Consider the following 16,790-nt stretch of genomic DNA (forward strand, 5'->3'; position numbering starts at 1 on the left):
TCGCGAGGCCCGCGGCCGACACCCCGGTCGTGCCGCTGGCGTCGAACTACGACTCGGCGGCCGACGCCGCGGTCAAGAAGGTCGCCGAGGCGGCCGACAAGCACCGCGCCGACGCCACACAGATCATCGCCGCGGCCCACGCCCCGCAGCGCGGCACCAACGCCGGCCCGGGCGGCGCCAACGCCGGTGGCGCGAGTGCCGGTGGGGGCAAGGCGTCCGTGCCCGCGGTCACCGGCAGCAGCCGCGGCGCGGCCGCGCTGAAGGCCGCGATGACCCAGATCGGCAAGCCGTACGTCTGGGGCGCCGCGGGTCCGTCGGCCTACGACTGCTCGGGCCTGGTCATGTGGGCCTACAAGCAGATCGGCGTGAGCCTTCCGCACTCGTCGTCGGCCCAGTCGACGATGGGCACCGCGGTCAGCAAGGACCAGCTGCAGCCGGGCGACCTGGTGTTCTTCTACTCGCCGGTCAGCCACGTCGGCATCTACGCCGGCAACGGCATGGTCCTCAACGCCTCGACGTCCGGTCAGCCGGTGAAGATGTCGAAGTTGTCGTCGATGCCGTTCCACAACGCGCGTCGCCTCTGAGGTCGCGGTCGCGAACGTCCCCGGCGCGTGCCGCTCGTCGCGGCACGCGCCGCCGTTCGTCGTGACGTGATCGCTCCGCACGCCACGCGGAGAGCGCTCACCCGTTGGTGGGCGTGTGATCACAACCGGTCGTCGACGTCGGCGGTATACCGCGATGACCTCCACTCGATCGTGGCGATAGGGTCCGTGCCGTCGCCCGGATCGTCACCGGGCGGTGCGCCCGGTCGGCCGTCCTCATCGCCCCGCCGACCGCTCCCTGGGCGCCCGCGAGATCCCGGGGCGGAGGTGGGCGGCGCTGCCTGCGTGGACGGCGAGGACCGCCAGTGATCGTGCGCCAGCAGGCGAACCGTCGACCCAGCGCCCCGACCCCGGGTGCGGGCGCACCTGCGACCGCGCCCACTGACCATCGACGACGACTCCGCGCGCACGAGCAGCCCGCCAGGGGCGAGGCGCGGCGATGACCTCGCACGTCGACGTGCCGATGGCCGACGGGGTACCCGTTCGCCAGGTCGCGGACCTGATCCTCTCGTTCGGCCTCGACCTGCCCGCCATCCCCGGACCCGGCCGCGCCGCCGGGCCGGACGACCGGAGGCGGCAGCGGCGGGCCCCGCGCAGCACCGCACCGCACGTCCCCGCCCCGCGCGACGGGTCCGACGGGCCACGCTCACGCGCGCGCCACCAGCTCCGGGAGGACCGGCCGCCCGCCGCAGGCCACCTCTCGACCGGACACACGTCGTCCGGACAGTCCGCCACCGGGCGGCCCTCGGGCGGCCGGCACGGCCTGCGCGAGGACCCCGTGCGCGATGAGCGCCCCGTCGACCGGACCGTCGCCGTCTCCCCCGAGATCCTCGCCAGGGCGCGGCGGATGGCCTTCGACCCGTCGCACCCGTCGGCACGCACGACCCGGGCCCGCGTCACCCGGCCCTCGGTGCCCGCGCCCCGTCCTGCGGCCGACGAGATGTGGGCCCCCACGCCGCCGCGGCCGGCGCGCGACTCCCGGGCCGAGCCCGAGCTCACGACGGCGGTACGCGCGGCCTCTCGCGCCCGGCCGCGCGACCGCCACGCCGACGCCGGGTTCGCCCCGGACCGACCCGATGCCACCGCGCTCGTCCCCGCCTACGACCCCGGTGCCGAGCCGACCACGATCCGGCCGCTCGGTCCGCCGACGGAGCTGATCGGCGAGGTCACGAGGATCGTCTCCGGCGCCGCCCTCGCCCACGAGACGGCGGTCCGCGAGTCCGCCGCGGACGAGACGGCCGTCCGCGAGATCACCGCCCCGGCCCCACTCGCGCTGCGGTCGCGTGCCCGCACCGCGCGCCCGCTGCTGCTGGCGACGGCGTCGATGGCGTCGGTCGCGGTCGTCGGCGCCGCCGCGGCGGCCGCCATGAGCCTGACCGGCGGATCCGTGACACCGACCGCGAACACCGCCGCGGCCGACCTCGACGCCCGGTTGGCCGCCGCGAAGCCCCCGACCGCCCCGACGACGGCGAGCGAGGCGCACGCCGGAGCAGCGACGACCACCGCGGGCCACGGCGCCGGCGAGGCGCCGACGTCTCGGCAGGACACCACCTCGGCGCCGATCACGTCGGTCACCGACGGGTACCGGGACGCCACGCGGACCGTCGCGAAGGCACTGCCCGCGGCGATGCGGCAGAGCGGCGCCGAGCGCGTCGCCACCCAGGCCCGCGGCGCGGCCGCCCCCGCGGTCACCGGCAGCGGCACCGCGGCCGGCGCGGTGAAGGTCGCGCTGGCGCAGATCGGCACGCCGTACCGGTGGGGCGGGGCGAGCACGTCGGGCTTCGACTGCTCGGGGCTCGTCGTCTACGCGTTCAAGCAGCTGGGCATCTCGCTGCCGCACTCGTCGTCGGCGCTGTCGAAGATGGGCACGGCCGTCTCGAAGGCGAACCTGCGGCCCGGCGACCTGGTCTTCTACTACACCCCGGTCAGCCACGTCGCGATCTACATCGGCGACGGGAAGGTCGTCAACGCGACGACCGAGGGCGAGCCGGTGCAGATCTCCGACCTCGACGACTTCCCGATGCACAGCGCCCGCCGGATCTGACCGGCGCCGGGCCCTGGCGCGTCCCAGGCCGGCCGTCAGAGCTCGGCGGGCCCCTCCTGCGGCGCGACGCCGAGCTGGGCGGCCACCGCGCCCATGACGTCCTGCACGGCGATCGTGTCGTCGAGCGGCATGACCCGGCTCTCCGTGCGGCCCTCGAGCAGGCACGTCGTGACCTCGACCAGCTCGTGGAAGTAGCCGCCGCCGGTGGCGGGCGCGACGATCTCCTCGGGGGCGTGGCCGGTGCGCCGCAGGACGATCCGGTCGGGATGGTGGAACCGCGGCGGGACGTCGATCCAGCCGTCGGTGCCGACGACCCGCGCGTGCCCCGGGGTGAGGCACTGCAACGTGGCGAACAGGGACGCCGTGCGCCCGCCGGGGAACTCCAGCAGCACGGCCTCCTCGGCGTCGACCCCGGTCGGGGTGACGACCCCGCGGGCGACGACCGAGTCCGGGTTCCCGAGCACCATCTGCGCGAACGAGATCGGGTAGACCGTCAGGTCGAACAGCGCGCCGCCGCCCGCGACCGGGTCGTAGTACCGGTCGGCCGGGTCGACCGGCTGCCGCACCCCGAGGTCCGCCTGCACGGCGCGGACCTCGCCGATCGCGCCGTCGGCGACCAGGTCGCGCAGCCGGACGATGGCGGGCTGGAAGCGCGTCCACATGGCCTCCATCGCGAACACCCCCGCGGCCCGGGCCGCGGCGACGATCTCGCGCGTCGCCGCCGGGGTGACCGTGAAGGCCTTCTCCACGAGCACCGCCTTGCCCGCGGCGATCGCCGCCAGCGCGACGGCCCGGTGCTGCGGGTGCGGCGTCGCGATGTAGACGACGTCGACCTCGTCGTCCTCGATCAGGGCGCGGTAGGAGCCGTGGGCGCGCGGGATGCCGTGCTCGGCGGCGAACGCCGAGGCCCGCGCGGCCGAGCGCGACGCCACCGCGACCGGCTCCGCGCGGTCGAGATGGACGAAGTCGCGCACCACCTTGCCCGCGATGCGCCCCGGCCCGACGACGCCCCACCTGACGGTCTCGACTGCCATGGTCCACATCCTGGCGTGTCCCGCGACCCCGGCGGGAGCCGGTCCACAGGTGTGGAGGAACATGTGGACAACTCGAACGCGTGTTCGACTATCGTGCACCGCCGAGAAGCCACTCGGACACCGTCTCGTAACGAGGCGTTCTGTTCGGGCCCTGCCCGAGGTCGCTGCGCACCAGGCACATCCGGTCGACGACGTCCTCGGGCCCGTTGCGCAGCACCGGGTCCAACTCCGCGGCCGCCGGCCGGACCGACCGGGGCGGGCGCGCGGTCGCGAGCGTGAGGTGCGGGCGGAAGGCCTTGGCGTCCACCGGGATCCGGGCGCGGCGAGCCGCCGCGGCCGACGCCTGGGCCAGGCGGCGCAACCGGTCGCGGTCACCGGCGACGCGCGCCCACAGCGTCCGGTCGCCGAACCGGCCCGCCCCGTCGACGACCGTCCGCAGCGGCGCGGCACGCCGGGCGGCCCGGCCCAGCCGTTCCTCCAGGTCGTCGCGACGGTCGTCGGCGACCTCGCCGAGGAACGCGAGCGTGACGTGCCAGCGCTCGGGGGCCACCCAGCGCAGCGCGGGGTGACCGGCCCGCGCCGGTCCGAGCGCGGCGTCGAGCGTGGCCACGGTGTCGGCGGAGGGCCAGAGCGCCACGAAGAGCCGCACGTCAGACCGCCCCTCGCCGTGGCGGCAGCGGCACCCGCGCCAGGTCCGCCGCGACGACCGTCGGACCGTCGAACACCGCGGCCGCCTCGGTCGCGAACGCCGTCGGATCGGTGTAGCGCTGCGAGAAGTGGGTCAGCACGAGAGTGCCGACGCCCGCCCGGGCGGCGACCCCGGCCGCCTCCCGCGCGGTGAGGTGCCCGTGGTCGTGGGCGAGCGCGGCGTCGTCGTGCAGGAAGGTCGACTCGATCACCAGCATGTCGACGCCCGCGGCCAGCTCCTCGACGCCCGCGCACAGCCGGGTGTCCATGACGAAGGCGAACGACTGCCCGCGCCGCGGGACGCTGACGTCTTCGACCCGCACCGTGCGCCCGCCGACGGCGAGCGTCCCCTCCCTGACCAGCCGCGACACGTCGGGGCCGACGACACCGGCCGCGGCGAGCCGGTCGGGGAGCATGCGCCGGCCGTCGGGCTCGTCGAGGCGGTAGCCGTAGGACTCGACGGGATGGTCGAGCCGGCGGGCCGTCAGCGTCCCGAACGCGCCGGTGGCGATCGGCCCGTCGCCGCACACCGGCCGCTCCTGCAGGTCGGCGACCTCGTGGAAGGGGGTGGCGTGGCGCAGCCGGGCGAACCAGTGCGCGCCCGAGGCCGGGTAGTGCGCGACGACGGGGTGCGCGACCGCGTCGAGGGAGAGCCGCTGCACGACTCCGGGGACGCCGAGGCAGTGGTCGCCGTGGAAGTGCGTCAGGCAGATGCGGGTGATCGCGCTGCTCGGGACGCCGGCGAACAGCAGCTGCCGCTGGGTGCCCTCGCCGGGGTCGAACAGCAGCCCTTCGCCGTCCCAGCGCAACAGGTAGCCGTTGTGGTTGCGGTGCCGCGTCGGGGCCTGGCTCGCGGTGCCCAGGACGACCAGCTCGCGTGCCGACACCCGGTCAGCGTAGGCGGGCCGCCTCCTCGACCGCGTCGACGATGCCCATGTAGCCCGTGCAGCGGCAGATGTTGCCCGACATCTCCCGGCGGATCGTCTCGCGGTCGGGCTCCGGGTGCGTGTCGAGCAGGTGCAGTGCCGTCATCAGCATCCCCGGCGTGCAGAACCCGCACTGCAGCCCGTGGTGGGCGACGAACGCCTCCTGCAACGGGTGCAGCGTGCCGTCGTCGGACTCCAGTCCCTCGACGGTGCGCACCGTCGACCCGTCGGCCTGCACCGCGAACATGAGGCACGAACGGACGGGCTCGTCGTCGACGAGGACGGTGCAGGCGCCGCAGACGCCGTGCTCACAGCCGACGTGGGTGCCGGTCCGGCCGCACTGCTCGCGCAGCACGTCGGCGAGGGTGTGCCGGGGCTCGACGGTGAGCTCGACCCGCTCGCCGTCGACGACCATCGTGATCTCCACGCTGCCTCCTCAGATCCCGGCCGACGCCAGCGCGCGTCGGGCCATCTCGACGGCGACGCCGCGGCGGAACTCGGCCGAGCCGTGCAGGTCGCCGGTCGGGTTCAGCTCGTCCCCGACGAGTTGGGCGACCCGTTCCACCGGCTCCCCGATCGCGGCCTCCGCCGCCCGCGCGCGCAGCGGGACCGCCCCGACACCCCCGACGGCGATCCGCACCTGGCCCCGCACCTCCGCGACGACGACCGTGACCAGCGCGAAGTCGCCGTGCCGGCGGGCGAACCCGGCGAATCCCCAGCGCGTCGGAACCGGGACGTCGAGGCCGGTGATCATCTCGTCGGCGTCGAGGGTCGTCATGAGCGGGCCGGCGAAGAGATCGTCGGCGGCGACCCAGCGGTCGCCCCGCGCGCCGGCCGCGGTGACGGTCGCGCCCGTCGCGACGGCGACGACGGGCAGCTCCGCGGCGGGATCGGCGTGGGCGATGCTGCCGCCCGCGGTGCCGCGGGTGCGGATCGCGGCGTGCCCGATGTGCCGGGCGGCCTCGGCGAGCAGCGGGTGGGCGCTCTGCTCGGCGAGCGTCCGGTGCCGCACCAGTGCCCCGACGTGCACAGTGTCGCCGTCGCGCTCCACGGCGGCGAGCCCCTCAACCCTGTTGATGTCGACGATGACCGCGGGACGCGCCATCCGCAGCGCCATCACGGGCACGAGGCTCTGGCCGCCCGCGAGGATCTTGCCCTCGCCGTCGGCCGCGACGAGCGCGGCGAGCACCTCGTCCACCGACGTCGGCCGCACGTACTCGAACGGCGCGCACTTCATCCCGACCTCCCCCGTGAGCGGCGATGGTCGCTATCGCGACCATCGCGACTCACAACCCCTTGAACTGCGGCTTTCGCTTCTCCAGGCGTGCGGCCCGGCCCTCGGCGAAGTCATCGCTGGTCCAGCACGCCTCGAACGACCTGGTCAGCTCGGCCGCCGTCGCCGCCTCGAACTCCGGCTCGAACACGGCGTTGAGCACCTGCTTGGAGTACGCGAGGGTCAGCGGCGCGAGCTCGGCCATCTGCTCGGCCCAGGCGATCGCGTCGTCGACGGTGCCGAGCCGGTCGGCCAGCCCCAGCGCGTGGGCCCGGTCCGCGTCGATCTTCTCCAGGCCCAGCAGGGCGGCGCGGGCGGCGCCGTTGCCCGCGAGCAGCGCGAACCGGCGGATCGTCCACGGGTCGACGGCCAGCGCGTTGCCCGCGGTCGGGATCGCGAAGGCGGCACCCGGCGCGGCGACGCGCACGTCGCAGGCGATCGCGAGCTGGGTGCCCGCACCGATGGCCGGTCCGTTGACCGCGGCGACGACCGGGACCGGCAGCGCGGCGAGCGCGTGCAGCATCCCGTAGAGCGATTCGCGGAACGTCGCCGTAGACCGCGTCGAGGTCGGCGCCAGAGCAGAACGACGTTCCCTCCCCGGTGACGACGAGCGACCGCGCCCCGTCGGCCACCGCCGTGGTCGCCGCCTCGCGGATCAGGTCGCACAGCTCGATCGTCAAGGCGTTGCGCTTGGCCTGCCGCTGCAGCGTGACGACGGCCGTCCGGCCTCTCACCGACAGATCCACGAGCTCAGTCACTGTGTCGTCCTCCGGGTTCGACGGGGGTCTTCCCGGCATCCTCTGCGGCCCGGCGCGCCGCCGTCCACACCACCGACGGTGACAACGGCAACTCGTCGATCCGCACGCCGAGCGCGTCCGACACCGCCCCGGCGAGCACGGCGTTGGGGCCGAGCGTGCCGCCCTCCCCGACGCCCCGCACGCCGAGCGGGTTGGCCGCCGGCCGGGCCACGTGCCCGATCGTCAGCTCGGGGATCTCCGCGCTCGTCGGCATGAGGTAGTCGAGCAGGGTGCCCGTCGACAGGTTGCCGTCGGCGTCGTAGACGAGGTGCTCGTACAGCGCGCCGCCGATGCCCTGCGCGATCGACCCGGCGATCTGGCCGTCGACGATCTGCGGGTGCATCGCGCGGCCGGCGTCCTCGACGCAGGCGTAGCGCAGGATGCGCACCGCGCCGGTCGTCCGGTCGACCTCGACGGCCGCGACCTGCGCCCCCGCGGCGAAGGCGCCGCGGACGGGGTCGTAGAACTCGGTGGCCTCGAGCCCCGGCTCGATGCCGTCGGGCAGCCGGTTGGACTCCAGGTAGGCGACGCGCGCGACCTCGGGCAGGCCGATCGTCGTGTCCGGGGAGCCGACGACGGCGACGACACCGTCCTCGATCTGCAGGTCCGCGGGGTCGACCTCCAGCAGCCCGGCCGCGAGCCGCAGCACCTTCGAGCGCGCGGCCAGCGCCGACCGGTGTGCGGCCCCGCCACCGATGACGGCCTGGCGCGACGAGAACGCGCCGAACCCCCACAGCGACGCGTCGGTGTCGCCGATCCGGACGTCGACGTCGTCGTAGCGGACGCCGAGCGCGTCGGCGACGATCTGCGCGACGGTCGTCTCCAGGCCCTGGCCCTGCGACGTGACGCCGGAGAACACGGTGACCCGGCCGTCGGGGTTGACCCGCACGGTGCAGGCATCGTGCCCGGTGCGGAACGGCATCCGCGGACCCGCCGACGCGGCCCGGCCCAGCCCCGTCAGCTCGTTGTAGCAGGCGAACCCGATCCCGATCGGCGACTCGCCGGCGCCGCGGCGGCGCTGCTGCTCGGCGCGCAGCTCGTCGTAGCCGACGGCGTCGAGCGCCTTCGTCAGGCACTCGTCGTAGTGCCCGGAGTCGTCGACGAGCCGCGACGGCATCCGGTACGGGATGTCCTCGGGACGGATCACGTTGCGCCGCCGGATGTCGACGCCGGTCATGCCGAGCCGCGCGGCGGCGTCGTCGAGCAGCGTCTCCATCGCGAACACGCTGGCGGGCCGAGCGACGCCGCGGTACGGGCCCGACGGCGCGGTGTTGGTGGCGACGCCGCGCACCGTGGCGCGGTAGTGCTCCAGCTTGTACGGCCCGGTGAGCAGGCCGCCGGCCATGAGCGGCTCGATGCCGGCCGTCCAGGGGTAGACGGAGTAGGCGCCGACGTTGCACGTCACGTCGGCCCGCAGCGCGAGCAGCGTGCCGTCGGCGGCGAAGCCCGCGGTGAGCAGGTAGCGGTGGTCGCGCGCGTGGGTGGCGGCGGCGAGGTGCTCGACCCGGTCCTCCACCCACTTGACCGGCGTCCCCGGCAGCTGCAGCGCGATCGCGCACAGCGCGACGTCCTCGGGGTAGAGCACGGCCTTGACGCCGAACCCGCCACCGACGTCGGGCGCGACGACGCGGACGTTGCCCTCGGAGAGCCCGAGCAGCTCGGCGATCATGTTGCGCACCAGGTGCGGCACCTGGGTGCCCGACCAGAACGTGAGCCGACGGTCGGCGGGATCGAACAGCGCCACCCCGGCCCGGCACTCCATGGGGTTGCCGGCGTGCCGGTTGGTCACCAGCTCCCGCTCGACCGTCAGGTGGGCCCCGGCGAGCACGCCGTCCACGTCGCCCGCGTCGAACGTCCGCTCCAGCAGGACGTTGTCGGGCGCCTCGTCGTGCACGGCGGCGGCGCCCGCGTCCCACGCGACGGTCACCGGGGGCAGTGTGGCGTAGTCGACGTCGACCAGCTCGGCGCCGTCCTCGGCGCGGTAGCGGTCGGCGGCGACGACGGCCGCGACCGGCTCGCCCGCGAACCGCACCTTGCCCTCGGCGAGCGCGGGCTGACCCGTCTCCACATACGACGGCAGTGCGCTCTGCGCCCGCAACACGATCCCGCCGAGGTCGGCCTGGGTGAAGACGCGGTACCCGGCCTCGCGGGCGGGCCCGGCGTCCAGCGAGACGATCCGCGCGTGCGCGACGGGGCTGCGCACGAACGCGACGTGGCGCATCCGCGGCAGCTGCAGGTCGCCGACGAACCGTCCGCGCCCGGTGACGAGCCTGCGGTCCTCCTTGCGCGGCACGGAGGTTCCGAGCGGGGAGCCGTTCACGGCATCGCGTACCCGCCGTTGACCGACACCACCTGGCCCGTCGTCCACGACGACAGCGGCGAGGCGAGCAGCAGCACCATCGGCGTGACGTCCTCGGGGCGGCCGAGCCGGCGCAGCGGGTACATCGCGAGGATCTTGCGCATCTGCTCGTCGTCGGCGTTGCCGGAGTGGGCGTCGATGTTGTCGGTGCGGACGAGCGCGAGCGAGACGGCGTTCGCCCGGATTCCGTAGCGCGCCAGCTCCTTCGCGAGCGAGCGGGTGAGTCCGACCGTCGTCGACCGGGCGGTCGCGGTGACGAGCAGACCCGACTCGCCGACGCGCCCCGAGTCGCCCATCAGGTTCACGATCGCGCCGGCCTTGCGCTCGGCCATGCACGTCGCGACGGCGTGGGTGACCTGCAGCGTCCCGGTGACGGTGACGTCGACCTGCGGTGCCCAGTCGGCCGGCGTCGACTCCAGGAAGCGTTGCTTGCGCGTCGCCGCGGAGTTGTTGACCAGGACCCCGATGGGGCCGACCTCGGACTCGACGCGCTCGACCATCGTCGACACCGCCGCCTCGTCGCGCAGGTCCGCGCCCACGGCCAGCGCCTTCACCCCCAGCTCCGCGGCCTCGGCGGCGGCCTTCTCGGCGCCGTCCCCCGAGGTGTGGAAGTGGAAGGCGACGTTGGCGCCCTCCGCGGCGAACGCCATGCCGATCGCGCGGCCGAGCCCCTGGCCCGCACCGGTGACCAGCACCGTCGTGCCGGCGAGTCCGAGATCCATGCTGATCCTCTCTAGAGCGCCCGGAACCTGCGGTCCCCGTCGACCGTCACGACGCGGCCGAACCGCAGTCCCGGGAAGTGGGCGCCGACGACCAGGTCCGGGCGGTCGCGGACCTCCTCGGCGACGGCGTTGCGCGCGGCGCTCGCGGCGACGGGATCGACGTCGAACACCGCCTGCCAGTCGGGCTCGGCGAGCTCGACGACGGAGTGCACGACGTCGCCCAGCAGCAGCGCGCGCTGCCCGTCGTCGCCGGAGAGCACGTAGACCGTCGACCCCGGGGTGTGCCCGGGGGTGTGCCGGGCGTCGAGGCCGGGGGCGATCGTCACGTCGGAGTCGAAGGGCGCCAACCGGTCCCGCAGGGGCGCGAGCTTGCGGACCGCTCCCGGGGCGGCGTCGTCGGCCTCGACGAAGTGCGCCCAGTCGGCGGCGTGCACGCGGTAGGTCGCGTTCGGGAAGACGATCTCGCCCTTGCGCGTCGCCCAGCCGACGTGGTCGAAGTGCAGGTGCGTGAACAGCACGTCGGTGACGTCCTCGGGCCCGATCCCGTACGCGCGCAACGAGTCGAGGAAGTCCCCGCCGGTGTAGCCGTCGTTGCTGATCCCGCCGACACCGACGTCGACGAGCACGACCCGGTCCCCGGTCCGGACGAGGAAGCCGCCGAGGTCGAAGTGCAACCTGCCGTCGGCCTCGACCTGGCCCGGATGGCAGGCCCAGGGATCCTCGACCCCCGGTCTGGTGAGCGCGTCCTTCGACTCGTGGCCCACCCCGTCGAGTACGGGCCGGACGTCGAGCGATCCGATCTTCACGAGGGCTCCCCGGTGAGTCGCTGCTGCAGGCGGAACCTGAGGATCTTCCCCGAGCCGGTGCGCGGGATGTCGGCGGTGACGACGAGCCGGTCCGGCACCTTGAACGACGACAGCCGGTCCCGGCACACGGCCAGCACCTTCTCCGCGTCGAACGCGGCCGGGTCGCGCGGCACGACGAACCCGACCGGGACCTCGCCCAGCCCGGCGTGCGGGGCGCCGACGACCGCGGCGTCGGCCACCTCGTCGCTCGCGAGCAGCGCGTCCTCCACCTCGGCCGGGTACACGTTCTCGCCGCCCCGGATGATCATCTCCTTCGTCCGGCCGGAGATCCGCAGGTAGCCGTGCTCATCGCGGCGCCCGAGGTCACCGGTCCGGTACCAGCCGTCGACGAGCACGGCGGCCGTCGCGTCGGGCAGCTCGTGGTACCCGGGCGTGACGTTCGGGCCCTGCACCCACAGCTCGCCCTCCTCGCCGGGCAGCACGTCGCGTCCGGTGGCCGGGTCGACGAGCCGGACGGTGAGCCCGGGCAGCGGCAGCCCGCACGAGCCCATGACGCGGGTCCCGGTCGGCCAGTTCATCGTGACCATCGTCGAGGTCTCGGTGATGCCGTAGCCGTCGAGCAGCGGCACCCCGAACGTCGCCTCGAACTCCGCGTTGAGCGCGGCGGGCATGATCGCGCCGGCCGACATGCAGACCCGCAGGTCGGTGGCGCCGAGTCCGGAGTCGCGGGCGCGGTCGAGCAGGTAGTGGAACATCGTCGGGACGCCGGGGAAGACCGTCACCGGACCCTCCGGGCCGGGCTCGCGCAGGCGCCTGAGCACCGACTCGACGGAGAAGCGCGGCAGGAGCCGTTCCGACGCACCGGTCGCCGCGACCGCGAGCACGCACAGCACCAGCGCGTAGGAGTGGAACAGCGGCAGCGGCGAGAGCAGCACGTCGCCGGGGCCGACGCCGAGGATCGGCGCGAAGCACGCGGCGACGACCCACAGACAGCCGCGCTGGGTGAGGTACACGCCCTTCGGGCGACCGGTGGTGCCGGAGGTGTAGAGCATCCAGGCCGGGTCGTCGAGGGCCAACCCGTCGCGCGGGCGCACGTCGGTGGGTTCGAGGAGCGCCTCGTAGGACTCCCCGACGACGATCAGCCGCACGTCCTCGCCGACGAGGGTCCGTGCGGTGTCGACGTGCGCGGCGTCGGTGATCACGAACCGCGCGCCGCTGTCGGCGAGCATGTGCGCGACCTCGAGTGCCGCCGACGCCGGGTTCACGCAGACGGCGATCCCGTCGGCCCGCGGCACGGCGAGGTAGGCCTCGACCGTCTCGACGGAGTTGTCCAGGTACAGCAGCACGCGGTCGCCGGGATCGAGCCCGAGGCGCTGCAGGTTGCCGGCCAGCGCGGCGGTGTTGCGCGCGAGGGTCGCGTAGTCGTCCGCGCGCCGGTCGTCGACGAACGCCGTCACGTCGGGCCGGACGCGGGCGTGCTCGGCCAGCAGATCCGGCAGGGGCCGGATCAGGTCCGTACGCAGCATCGCGCCTCCTCGACGGGTGCGCCTCCTCGGGGCGCGGCCGACGTTAGCTAACGCTAGTTAGTCGCGCAACCACGGGCGACGCTCACCGCGAAGTCCGCGTACTGGTCGGCGACCTGGTCGGCCGAGAGCGGACCGTCGTCGGAGAACCAGCGGGCCACCGACACGCACATCTCCCGGATCGCGAACGACGCCAGCCGCGGCGACTCGACCATGAAGACCCCGGCCTCGACGCCGTCGGCGATCAGACCGCGGATCGCGTGCTCGTGCTCGCGGCGACGTTGCTGCAGCTCCGTGCGGTGCGGCTCCTCGAGGCTCCCGGTGTCCCGGTTGACAACGAGCGCCTCGCGGCGGTGCGTCGCGTGCCGGTGCGCGTAGACCCGGGTGGCCCGGCGCAGCCGCTCGACCGGGTCGTCGACGTCCTCGACCGCCTCGTGGAAGTCGGCCAGCACCGCGGCCGTCGTCCGGTCGACGATCACGCGCAGCAGGTCGTGCTTGGAGCGCATGTGGTTGTAGAGGCTCGGCGTGCGGATGCCGAGCGCCTCGGCGATCTGGCTCAACGCCGTCCCGTGGTAGCCGCGTTCGGCGAACAGGGTCAACGCCGTGTCGACGACGGCCTCGCTCGTCACCGTCGCCCGCGCCTGCGCCGCCGTCACGCCCCCACGGTAAACCCGATCCGCGACCCACCCCGTGCGTGGCGATGGTCGCCATGGCGGCCATCGCCACTCACGACCGCTCCCGCCGTCGCGGACGTCGTCACCTGGGACCTACGTTGCTCGCATGACCGACCCGGAGAAGCCCGCCCGCATCGCGCTCGTCACCGGTGCGGGCGGTGGCATCGGACGCGCCGTCGTCGCGACCCTCGCCGCACGCGGCCACGCCGTCGTGGCCTCCGATGTGGACGCTCCCGACGCGCCCGGGGCCGCCGCGAACGTCGCGCTCGACGTGACCGACACCGCGGGTGTCGAACGGGTGGTCAACGACGTCGAGACCACGCACGGCCCGATCGACGTGCTCGTCTGCACCGCCGGCATCATCCGGCCCGCACGGCTGCTCGACACCACCGACGACGACTGGGCCGCGGTGCTCGACGTCAACACCACCGGGGTGCTGCGGATGCTGCGGGCCGTGGGGCGGCGGATGGCCGGGCGGCGGCACGGGTCGATCGTGGTCGTCGCGTCCAACGCGGGGAGCGTGCCGCGCACCGGGATCGTCGGCTATGCGACGTCCAAGGCCGCGGCGATCCACCTCACGCGCTGTGCCGGGCTGGAGCTGGCCGAGTTCGGCGTGCGCGCCAACGTCGTCTCGCCGGGCTCGACCGACACGACGATGCTGCGCGCCCTGCCCGTCGCCGGCGCCGTCGACGACGCCGCCGAGAAGGCGATCGCGGGCTCGCTGCCCGACCACCGCGTCGGCATCCCGTTGCGCCGCGTCGCCGATCCCGCCGACATCGCGGAAGCCGTCGCCTACCTGGCCTCCGACGCGGCCCGGCACGTCACGATGCAGGAGCTCTACGTCGACGGCGGCGCGTCGCTGCAGACCTGACCGGACCCGCGCCGAACCACCGGCGGGAGACCGCCGACGGGTCAGCCCTGCCCGGGGGCCTTCAGCCCGAGCATCGCGAGCAGCTCACGGCAGTCGTCGGCATCGGTGGCCTGCGCGGCGACGACCCGCACCGCCTGCCGGTCCTGGGCCGCACAGCTGTCGCGGAGCGCGATCTGCGCGTCGGCCCACTCGCCTGCCGCGACACGGTTGCTGTGACCACGCAGTCCTGACATTCGGTATGTCCTTCGCGGGCGGGGCCGCCGCAGCGACCGATGATCCAGACGGCGATCCGGGCCGGAAGACCGGCACCGGGGCGTTGCCCGCCCGACTGACCTCTCCACCGTAGCCCGGATCGCACCCGCGTGCCGGAATGCGCGGATCGGACCGGTCGAACGGTCGCCCGTGGACTCACCCGTCGATCGCCCGGCCGACCGCCGTGACCGTCGCGGCTGCCGGTTCCGGGACCGCGCCCGCGTCGACGAACCCCTGCGCGAACCCGCCGCCATAGCGGTGCCCGTGCCCCGCCGGGACGTCCTGCGCACCCGGCAGACTGCCCGTGACCTGCCAGAACGTGACGATCGGCAACCAGGGTCCCGGCCCGTCGGGCGCGACGAGCAGCCGCGGCGACCAGTACCCGACGGGGTCGTCGGCGTTGAGGATCGTCGTCGCGTGCGGCGGCGCCGGCCGGTTCGCGCTGCCCGGCAGGCCCGCGAGCAGGGTCGCGTCGGCCCGGTCCGCGACACCCGCCGCGGCGATCGCGCCGAGGCTCTCGCCGAACAGCACGAGCCGCGGGCGCGGTCCGGCGGGCAGCGCGTCGAGCGCGGCACGGACGGCGGTGACCAGCGCCGCGGCGGACCGCTCGGCCGGCCCGGTGCCCTCGAGGTACTCGACCCAGCTCGGACGGTCCGCGTACTGCACTGCGACCGTCGCGACGTTCCCGCCGGTCAGGTACTCCACCGTCGCGACCGCGGCGGGATCGACCCAGCCCGACCCGGTCGGCGCGGCGACGAGGATCGTCGAGCGGGTGAACCCGCCGTCGCGCCGCAGGTCGTCGACGGCCGCGGCGGCCCGGGCGGCGTCGGTGCCGCCGTCGCCGAGCGAGGCGTAGGCGCGGATCGGCTCCACCGCGGGGGCGCCGGTGACCTGGGTGATCCGGGCGGGTGCCGTCGCCCCGGCGACGAACTCGGCGCCGGCGACGGAGAGCCCAGGAGGCGCGGGCGGCGCGGCGGGCGCGTCCGGCGTCCCGGCTCCGACGAGCGGCGCGGCGGCGAGCACGGCGACGCACAGCGTGGCGTGCAGCCGCCGCGACCGCAGCCGGATGACGAGGTGCACGACCATGGCCGGGATCGCGAACAGCAGCCGGATCTGCAGCGCGACCAGCACGGCGACGACCAGCCGCAACGCCACGCCGGGATCGAGGACGTAGGGCATCGCGAGCGACGCGACGCCCCCGGCCGCGCCGGCGACCACGCCTGTCGCACGGAGCGTGGGCCGCGCCGGCCGAGGCAGGGGCCGGCCGAGGGGCAGCGCGGTCACGCCGCCACCGCCGCGGCGGGCGACGACGTGACCGTCGCCTCCGGCGAGGACGCGACCGCCGCATCCGGCGAGGACGCGACCGCGGCGACGGCGTCCAGCGTCGCGCTGCCGGGAGCCAGGTAGCGGTCGTGCGCGGTGACGCCCGTCGTCGGCAGCAGGGTGGCGCCGAACGACGGTGAGGCCGGGTCGGCGCCGTGCCCGAGGTCGCCGATCTCGATCGACGGCACCCACCGCATCCAGTCCGCGGGAGCACGGGCGGCGAAGACGTGCGCGCGGGTGTGCAGGTCCGCAACGTCGTCGGCGCGGGCGCCGGGGCTGGCGAGCAGGACGAGGTCGTCGGCGTCGAGGTCCGGCGCGGCCAGTGCGGCGACGACCGCGCCGTAGCTGTGCGCGACGACCGTCAGGTGCGGCGGGCCGGCGACGTGCGCGGCGCGCACCGACTCGACGAACGTGTCGAGCGCGGGGGCGGCTGCCCGGGCCAGCGCGCCGGACGCGGCGTCGAGCCCGAGCCCCTGCGGCGTCCGGTACCCGACCCAGACGACGACCGCGGTGTCCGGTCCCGCCGCCGCCCGCAGCGCGCGGGCCCACGAGAGCGGCTTCGCGATCGAGTGCAGATCCGTGTCGGAGCCCGGGACGATCACGGCGACCGACCGCGCGGTGGCCGGGTCCCCGAGCGCGACGACGGCGAGCCCGCGCCCGGCGGGGTCGCAGCCGAGGACCCGGAGGTCGTCACCCTGGGTGTTCGCGGCGGCGAGGGACGCGGCACATCCAGCGTCCCGCGGAACGGCCGCGGCCGGCGCCGCCGACGCGGGCCACGCCAGCGCCACGAGCAGCCCGAACAGGATCGCGGCGGCGGCGAAGGGGTACAGCCAGCGGAAGGTCACGCTGGTCGACGCTAAGAACGAAACGGTCCGGGATCGTCACGCTACGGAGCCG

At 75.0% G+C, this 16,790-nt stretch carries 16 protein-coding genes and 1 pseudogene; 3 read left to right on the forward strand and 14 right to left on the reverse strand.

The genetic code is table 11. From position 1 onward, the window contains the following. The coding region (locus tag PSD17_RS24685; RefSeq protein WP_339124713.1) for an NlpC/P60 family protein at positions 1–584 on the forward strand (584 nt) is incomplete at its 5' end. Positions 585–1,041: 457 nt separating this feature from the next. Further along, positions 1,042–2,646, forward strand: a complete 1,605-nt coding sequence (locus PSD17_RS24690) for a C40 family peptidase (protein WP_339124714.1) — start codon at positions 1,042–1,044, stop codon at positions 2,644–2,646. Between the two features lie 35 nt (positions 2,647–2,681). Here the strand turns inward: PSD17_RS24690 and PSD17_RS24695 are convergent, their stop codons facing one another. The 11 genes and pseudogenes from PSD17_RS24695 to PSD17_RS24745 form a co-directional block, all read right to left on the reverse strand. Further along, positions 2,682–3,680 carry a Gfo/Idh/MocA family protein gene (locus PSD17_RS24695; protein WP_013678201.1) on the reverse strand — a complete coding sequence of 333 codons (999 nt, stop codon included), beginning with the start codon at positions 3,678–3,680 and terminating at the stop codon, positions 2,682–2,684. Between the two features lie 88 nt (positions 3,681–3,768). Then, on the reverse strand, positions 3,769–4,329 hold the full coding sequence (thpR, locus tag PSD17_RS24700; RefSeq protein WP_103381509.1) for an RNA 2',3'-cyclic phosphodiesterase: 561 nt from the start codon (positions 4,327–4,329) through the stop codon (positions 3,769–3,771). A 1-nt stretch (position 4,330) separates the two neighbouring features. Then, positions 4,331–5,254, reverse strand: coding sequence for a ribonuclease Z (locus PSD17_RS24705; RefSeq protein ID WP_013678203.1), 924 nt, complete (start codon positions 5,252–5,254; stop codon positions 4,331–4,333). Between the two features lie 4 nt (positions 5,255–5,258). Then, positions 5,259–5,708 carry a (2Fe-2S)-binding protein gene (locus PSD17_RS24710; RefSeq protein ID WP_041762953.1) on the reverse strand — a complete coding sequence of 150 codons (450 nt, stop codon included), beginning with the start codon at positions 5,706–5,708 and terminating at the stop codon, positions 5,259–5,261. A gap of 21 nt (positions 5,709–5,729) precedes the next feature. Beyond that, positions 5,730–6,530, reverse strand: coding sequence for an FAD binding domain-containing protein (locus PSD17_RS24715; protein WP_013678205.1), 801 nt, complete (start codon positions 6,528–6,530; stop codon positions 5,730–5,732). Between the two features lie 49 nt (positions 6,531–6,579). Then, positions 6,580–7,363: pseudogene (locus tag PSD17_RS24720) on the reverse strand (enoyl-CoA hydratase). After that, positions 7,317–9,656, reverse strand: a complete 2,340-nt coding sequence (locus PSD17_RS24725) for a xanthine dehydrogenase family protein molybdopterin-binding subunit (protein WP_339124715.1) — start codon at positions 9,654–9,656, stop codon at positions 7,317–7,319. Before PSD17_RS24725 ends, PSD17_RS24720 begins: the two are co-directional and overlap by 47 nt. A gap of 23 nt (positions 9,657–9,679) precedes the next feature. Beyond that, positions 9,680–10,444: an SDR family NAD(P)-dependent oxidoreductase gene (locus PSD17_RS24730; RefSeq protein ID WP_013678208.1), complete on the reverse strand. Its 765-nt coding sequence runs from the start codon at positions 10,442–10,444 to the stop codon at positions 9,680–9,682. 11 nt (positions 10,445–10,455) lie between these two features. After that, the gene (locus PSD17_RS24735) at positions 10,456–11,250 is read right to left on the reverse strand and encodes an MBL fold metallo-hydrolase (protein ID WP_339124717.1); all 795 of its coding nucleotides are present in this window, start codon (positions 11,248–11,250) and stop codon (positions 10,456–10,458) included. Continuing rightward, on the reverse strand, positions 11,247–12,776 hold the full coding sequence (locus PSD17_RS24740; RefSeq protein ID WP_339124718.1) for a class I adenylate-forming enzyme family protein: 1,530 nt from the start codon (positions 12,774–12,776) through the stop codon (positions 11,247–11,249). The genes PSD17_RS24735 and PSD17_RS24740 overlap by 4 nt, the downstream gene beginning before the upstream one ends. 53 nt (positions 12,777–12,829) lie before the next feature. Then, complete coding sequence (locus tag PSD17_RS24745; RefSeq protein ID WP_013678211.1) at positions 12,830–13,429, reverse strand: TetR/AcrR family transcriptional regulator; 600 nt, start codon at positions 13,427–13,429, stop codon at positions 12,830–12,832. Positions 13,430–13,553: 124 nt separating this feature from the next. On the opposite strand from PSD17_RS24745, the gene PSD17_RS24750 reads away from it, so the two are divergent. After that, positions 13,554–14,318: an SDR family oxidoreductase gene (locus tag PSD17_RS24750; RefSeq protein ID WP_339124719.1), complete on the forward strand. Its 765-nt coding sequence runs from the start codon at positions 13,554–13,556 to the stop codon at positions 14,316–14,318. A 41-nt stretch (positions 14,319–14,359) separates the two neighbouring features. Here the strand turns inward: PSD17_RS24750 and PSD17_RS24755 are convergent, their stop codons facing one another. From PSD17_RS24755 to PSD17_RS24765, 3 genes are all read right to left on the reverse strand, one after another. Beyond that, a complete protein-coding gene (locus PSD17_RS24755; RefSeq protein WP_013678213.1) occupies positions 14,360–14,551 on the reverse strand; it encodes a hypothetical protein in 192 nt (63 codons plus the stop codon). Positions 14,552–14,726: 175 nt separating this feature from the next. Beyond that, complete coding sequence (locus tag PSD17_RS24760) at positions 14,727–15,788, reverse strand: alpha/beta-hydrolase family protein (RefSeq protein ID WP_339124720.1); 1,062 nt, start codon at positions 15,786–15,788, stop codon at positions 14,727–14,729. 62 nt (positions 15,789–15,850) lie between these two features. Then, positions 15,851–16,738, reverse strand: coding sequence for an alpha/beta hydrolase (locus PSD17_RS24765; RefSeq protein WP_339124721.1), 888 nt, complete (start codon positions 16,736–16,738; stop codon positions 15,851–15,853). Positions 16,739–16,790 lie beyond the last annotated feature (52 nt).

Source organism: Pseudonocardia sp. D17 (assembly GCF_036984265.1).
Classification (GTDB): domain Bacteria; phylum Actinomycetota; class Actinomycetes; order Mycobacteriales; family Pseudonocardiaceae; genus Pseudonocardia; species Pseudonocardia benzenivorans.

What these genes read in the sequence shown, in the direction of transcription:
- PSD17_RS24715 (WP_013678205.1), bottom strand. Translation starts at nt 6,530, where the DNA reads ATGAAGTGCGCGCCGTTCGAGTACGTGCGGCCGACGTCGGTGGACGAG.
- PSD17_RS24740 (WP_339124718.1), bottom strand. Translation starts at nt 12,776, where the DNA reads ATGCTGCGTACGGACCTGATCCGGCCCCTGCCGGATCTGCTGGCCGAG.
- PSD17_RS24755 (WP_013678213.1), bottom strand. Translation starts at nt 14,551, where the DNA reads ATGTCAGGACTGCGTGGTCACAGCAACCGTGTCGCGGCAGGCGAGTGG.
- PSD17_RS24695 (WP_013678201.1), bottom strand. Translation starts at nt 3,680, where the DNA reads ATGGCAGTCGAGACCGTCAGGTGGGGCGTCGTCGGGCCGGGGCGCATC.
- PSD17_RS24690 (WP_339124714.1), top strand. Translation starts at nt 1,042, where the DNA reads ATGACCTCGCACGTCGACGTGCCGATGGCCGACGGGGTACCCGTTCGC.
- PSD17_RS24750 (WP_339124719.1), top strand. Translation starts at nt 13,554, where the DNA reads ATGACCGACCCGGAGAAGCCCGCCCGCATCGCGCTCGTCACCGGTGCG.
- PSD17_RS24730 (WP_013678208.1), bottom strand. Translation starts at nt 10,444, where the DNA reads ATGGATCTCGGACTCGCCGGCACGACGGTGCTGGTCACCGGTGCGGGC.
- PSD17_RS24710 (WP_041762953.1), bottom strand. Translation starts at nt 5,708, where the DNA reads ATGGTCGTCGACGGCGAGCGGGTCGAGCTCACCGTCGAGCCCCGGCAC.